Here is a 5,252-nt window from a genome sequence, read left to right on the forward strand (position 1 = left end):
CATTGGGGGTACTGGTGGCTATCTGTGGCAGATGTACCCACACGGTCATCCTTTGGGGCGGATGTCAGCGGTGTTCGCACATGCCAATCCTTTGGCAGCTTACTTGCAAATGGTATTTATTTTCAGTTTGGGGTTAGTTGCCGATCGATACCAACATGCTACGGCGACACCGACACTCAAGTTTTGGAAAGCTCCAGCGGTATGGTGGTTGGGCGTCATTTTGGGACTGTGTAGTGTCTGCCTGATTTTGACTAGCTCTCGCGGTGCGTGGGGAGTTGCCATTGCCAGCAGCCTAATTTTTACGATTTATCAAGGCTGGTACTGGATTTTGGGCTTAGTTAGCGCGATCGGTACGGTAATTTTGAGTGCGGCTTACGCACCAGCACCGCTCAAAGAACCGCTCAGATCGATCGTACCGCGTTATTTTTGGGCGAGAATTACCGATGAAATGTACCCAGATCGACCGGAAGCAATGACGCGCGTCGCACAATGGAAATTTGCCTGGAATCTGACCCAAGCACGTCCGATAACTGGGTGGGGATTGCAAAGTTTTGGCCCGTTATATCAGCAAGCCCATCAGATGTGGTTGGGCTACCCGCACAATTTATTATTGATGCTGTCATCAAACTTGGGCATTCCTGCCACGATCGCGCTATTTGGCTTAGTCGGTTGGATTTTAGCTCAGGGTACGATCCTGTTTCTCAATTTTCCGCTCCAGTGGCGATCCGAACGGACGATCTTTTTTACCTACCTCATCGCTTTTGCGGGATTTATCGTCTTTAATATCACGGATGTGACGGCTTTGGAGCTACGATTGAATACCCATGCTTGGCTGATTTTAGCCTGTATTTGCGGCATCGTCGATTCTCCAGGGGAGAGGCTACGCCAACGCACCAAGTCTAATATCTAAGCTGTTATGTTGCTAGACTAAAGGGTAAAGGGCAAATCCGCTCGGATCCAACCTTTCTCTGTTGAAGTTCGCAACTGCCGATCGATCGTGAGTATTTTCATGAATAGTAAACAGCAAACTTACTATGCTTTATTAGGCGTACACCCTAGCGCATCCCCGATCGAAATTCGCCGTGCTTATATAGAGTTGAGTAAAAAATATCATCCCGACACGACGGTGTTAAATACAGCTACGGCGACGGTAAAATTTCAGGCATTGAATGAAGCTTACGCGACGATCGGTCATCCCGAACGTCGCTCGGCATACGATCGCCAAATCGGCTACTCGCGGCTGTATGTGGTACAAATACCGCACAATTTTCAGCCGCTCAAATCGCGACCAGATAAGTATCGATCGTCAGCATATCTCGATCCGACCGATCGACCGCTCTCTGGGGGTGAAATCTTTGCTTTGTTTATGCTTGCCGTTACCTTTATCGGTTGCTTTGGATTGGCGATCGCGGTCGGGATTGCCAGAGGGGAGCTATAGAGACCATTTGAGAGCTTGGCAGTGGTTTTGGCTTCAAAGTTTGGGATACTTGCTTGCGTCCTTTTCGATCGCTATTTCCTATTCCCTAATTCAGACTTATTCTCAATAAGGCTTGCTTCTTGCAAATAGACCCCAAGTTCGATATGATAGTAAGCGACGATAAAAATTGGGTGATGAGTATGTCATTCTATACAGAAGACTCCCTCAAAGCTGAGCTACACGAACGGGGCTGGCGACTAACACCCCAACGCGAAATCATCCTGGATATTTTTCAGAACTTAGCCGCAGGTAAACATTTAAGTGCGGAAGACCTTTACGAACTGCTCAAGAGTGAGGGGCATGATATCAGCTTGTCCACCATTTATCGGACGGTCAAACTCATGGCGCGGATGGGGATTTTACGCGAGCTAGAGCTAGCAGAGGATCACAAACACTATGAAATCAACCAACCATACCATCACCACCATCATTTGATCTGCGTGCGCTGCAATCAAACGATCGAGTTCAAGAATGAATCTGTCCTCAAGATCGGCGATAAGACTTCTAAAAAAGAAGGCTACCATTTACTCGATTGTCAGCTAACAATTCATGCTGTTTGTCCGAGTTGTCAGCGATCGATTTTACCTGTTTCGTAAATAGTGGCTAGTAGTCTCCGGCATAAATAAACCTACTATTTGGGAAAGTTGGGAGTGAGGAGTTGGGAGTTGGGAGTGAGGATTAAATACTAGCCTTACTTATGCCGCTCAGTACTAGTGGGAAGGTTTGAGGTCAAAAATGCGAGAGCGGCGAAAATTGGCATCTAGCTGTTCGATCGCCTATTCCAGAAAGCACGCTATTTACGCCGATATAATGAGTCTGAGTAGCGATATTATTGGTTGTAGGATCGCCACTCATGCGGGTATTTGGCTTTACAATCTTATGCTTAAGCCGCTAAAGAGTCATCTTCAAAATCATCCCTAAAAGAGATTTTTACCTGTGCTGTAGGCACGATCTCCCAACCCGCTTGAAGCAGTCTTTGACTGGTTGCCCAACCGATCGAGCCGCGTGGAATTGGGTAATCGGGAACGCACAAATTGGGAAAAGCAGTATGGGGTTTCCAGGGCTGAAAGGGATCTAGTCTCAGGTGTAAAGTTAGCGTTCCCTTAGACGCAAATGTAGGAATCCAGCAGAGTTGTCCGGCCATTTTTAGTATCCTCCAGAGTTTAAGCAGGGATATTTTGAGCGATCGATATACATTCAGTTAACTACACCAAGGATCTTGAGTTTCGTGAAATTTTCAGACCTTGGATCGATCCGCTCTAACAAACCTTACTACCACTTTGACAAAAATAATCTCGATCTAAAGTAGCGATCGCTACCGGATGCAATTTACCTGAATTATGCCAATATGAATTTCACGGCATCTGCTAAATTTGAGACAATTTTATCTGGCTGATGTTGCTCTAGTCGATCGCGATCGCGAATGCCAGACAGTACGCCAATTACTTGAATATGATGAGTTTTGGCGGCGATAATATCTGCTTCGGTATCGCCAATCATCCAGGTGTTTGGCTCTGGTTTCAATTCTGTCAAAGATCGAGCCATCAATTGAGTTTTTGCTCGTACATCACCATGTTTTACGTAATCATCGGGTAGACAATAACGGTAGTGTGGAGCAAAGAATTTGGCCAAATCGTATTGTTTAAAAGCTGGTTCTAGTTCGCATGTGCGCCGCAATGTCATTACCAATAGTTCGCTGCCAGATGCTTGAATCTGCTCTAGAGCGGCGATCGATCCGGGCACAACGCGATCGAGTGATAGATATTGTAATTGATGGGCGTGACGATCGCGCATTTTTTTAAATACTTCGGTTTGAGTCGTTGTCAATCCTGACTCGATGCCAATTTGTCGTTCGGAAATTTGCGCTCGTTTTAATTTCCAGAAGTCATCTTTGGTCAAGATCTTGAGTGACTGATTGGGGTGTTTGACTTTTTCTAAACAGAGCTGATAGACATGATAATATCGATCGGATAAATCCATTATCGGCCCATCAAAATCAGTAATAATTCGCATTAAATTTTTCTTTAATATTGACGAGCAATCTTACTAGTTATCAATTATCAATTATCAATTATCAATTATCAATTATTTTAACGCTGCGCCAACAATAAAATAAATAACCAATCTCCATGGTAACGCCCAAGATCGTGCCGAGCGCAGCAGCAACGGCTCCATTTTGACCCAACTGCGTTCCTAAATATGCTGCGGCTAACATCACTACCGCCCCTACCCAGGCACCCTGATTGACGCCCCAGGTGCGCCCTTCGCTGACCAAAAAACCTTGCATCGCATTTTGAAGCGATACTAATAATGGCATTACCGCACTGATGAGCAATACCGGACGCACGCGCGAGATCAGTTCGTTGTCTTGTCCGACAAACCACCCAATGGCTTCTTGACTCATTGGCGTGCCGCTGACTGAGAATAAAATTAACGAGCAAACTAAGCCAACAGTAATAGTAAAGATAATCAATAGTCGATCGGATAATAATTTACGATTGCGAATGATAATCTGCTGCACCATCCGCGTCGAATTCGCGATGACGACGACTAAACCCCACGCCGCAGGCCAAGCAGCCAAGGCAATTTCCCCATCATTAGCGCGGGCGACGATGCCGACTAGAGCCGCCCGCGCGCCCCATCCCAGCATCATCGTCCCGCCCAATGGTGCGTAAAATTTCCAGACACCTGCTAAATTTTGGGGTAATTCTGGGGTGGATATCATTTCGGGTGGTTTCGTCGCCCCCAATCTTCGCGCCAGATATGTAACGGCGACAGCTTCGGCAATTACGCCCCAAACTAGACTCATCGCCGCGACTACCGCACCATTTGCTTTGAGGCTAAATCCCCCTGCAAGAATACCGCCAACTACCAGCAGGCGAATGATGCCCGCCTGGGCGACAGCACTACTTTGCCCGTTATGAATTAATAATCCTTGAAAATATCGCCGCCAACCGATCGCGAATGGCCATAAAATGACGATCGCCAGTGTCGATCGAATCGTACCGCTCAAACTCGGCGAGACACCCAGCCACCCTTCGCCGACGATCGCAAATATCCAGGGTAAAGTTGTCAATGCCAGCAATAAGCTCATTCCGCCGCTAGCAATTAACGTAAATTTCCATAATGCCCGCCGCGATGCTTGAGTGGGAGCGAGCGCATTACTCGCATGGAGTAACATGATAATCGGACTTTCACAAAAAATAGCAATCGCTTTGGCAACACCAACAGCAGCAATATTCGTGCGCGGATCTGGTAAACGAGCCAGAGTTGTAGTAGTTAAAGGATCTCCCAGTGCCATTGTCACATCGGACAAAGATAGGGGGATAAATTGCTGCCACAGTTTAATTAATTGACGATCGCGATGCATTAGTTAATTTGGAGGAATATCGATCGAACTCGAACAAAATGCGATCGACTAGCCCTGTTTTTGAATTCGATCTAGTAACCACAACGAACACACGATGCCGATAAAATGCGCTGTAATTATATGTGTATTCGCTAATACGATCAATATATCTAACGGTTGAATAATTTTGCTCAAAGCATCGGGACTAAAGATCGCCCCAGGTAATACCATCGCTAGCGATTTACCCAACAGCGTCCCGCCGATCGATTCGGCACCGATTACGCTCGATCCCATCCCCAGTATCGAAGCTAACAGACCCCAGCGGACGATCTGAATCGTCTCGGCTTTTTTGGGACGCAGGTTGGGATTTTTGAGCTGGCGTGCGAGCGTCACATATCTAAACGACCAGTAAGTACAACCATAAAG

The 5,252-nt window shown here is 46.6% G+C and carries 7 protein-coding genes; 3 read left to right on the top strand and 4 right to left on the bottom strand.

Going from position 1 to position 5,252, the window contains the following annotated elements; genetic code table 11:
- The 3 genes from C7B77_RS23415 to C7B77_RS23425 all read left to right on the top strand — a co-directional run.
- A partial coding sequence (locus C7B77_RS23415) for an O-antigen ligase family protein (RefSeq protein ID WP_146138469.1) occupies window positions 1-910 on the top strand: 910 nt, incomplete at its 5' end.
- 99 nt (window positions 911-1,009) lie between these two features.
- Window positions 1,010-1,438 (top strand): J domain-containing protein, encoded by a 429-nt coding sequence (locus C7B77_RS23420; protein ID WP_106310619.1) that lies wholly within the window; start codon window positions 1,010-1,012, stop codon window positions 1,436-1,438.
- A 179-nt stretch (window positions 1,439-1,617) separates the two neighbouring features.
- A complete protein-coding gene (locus tag C7B77_RS23425) occupies window positions 1,618-2,073 on the top strand; it encodes a Fur family transcriptional regulator (RefSeq protein WP_106310622.1) in 456 nt (151 codons plus the stop codon).
- Between the two features lie 287 nt (window positions 2,074-2,360).
- Here C7B77_RS23425 and C7B77_RS23430 read toward each other — a convergent pair whose 3' ends face one another.
- From C7B77_RS23430 to C7B77_RS23445, 4 genes are all read right to left on the bottom strand, one after another.
- Window positions 2,361-2,621, bottom strand: coding sequence for a hypothetical protein (locus C7B77_RS23430; RefSeq protein WP_106310625.1), 261 nt, complete (start codon window positions 2,619-2,621; stop codon window positions 2,361-2,363).
- A gap of 194 nt (window positions 2,622-2,815) precedes the next feature.
- Window positions 2,816-3,490 carry an HAD family hydrolase gene (locus C7B77_RS23435; protein ID WP_106310627.1) on the bottom strand — a complete coding sequence of 225 codons (675 nt, stop codon included), beginning with the start codon at window positions 3,488-3,490 and terminating at the stop codon, window positions 2,816-2,818.
- Between the two features lie 61 nt (window positions 3,491-3,551).
- A complete protein-coding gene (locus tag C7B77_RS23440) occupies window positions 3,552-4,847 on the bottom strand; it encodes a hypothetical protein (protein ID WP_106310629.1) in 1,296 nt (431 codons plus the stop codon).
- 48 nt (window positions 4,848-4,895) lie between these two features.
- The coding region (locus tag C7B77_RS23445) for a DUF3611 family protein (protein WP_146138470.1) at window positions 4,896-5,252 on the bottom strand (357 nt) is incomplete at its 5' end.

This window comes from Chamaesiphon polymorphus CCALA 037 (assembly GCF_003003845.1).
Classification (GTDB): domain Bacteria; phylum Cyanobacteriota; class Cyanobacteriia; order Cyanobacteriales; family Chamaesiphonaceae; genus Chamaesiphon; species Chamaesiphon polymorphus.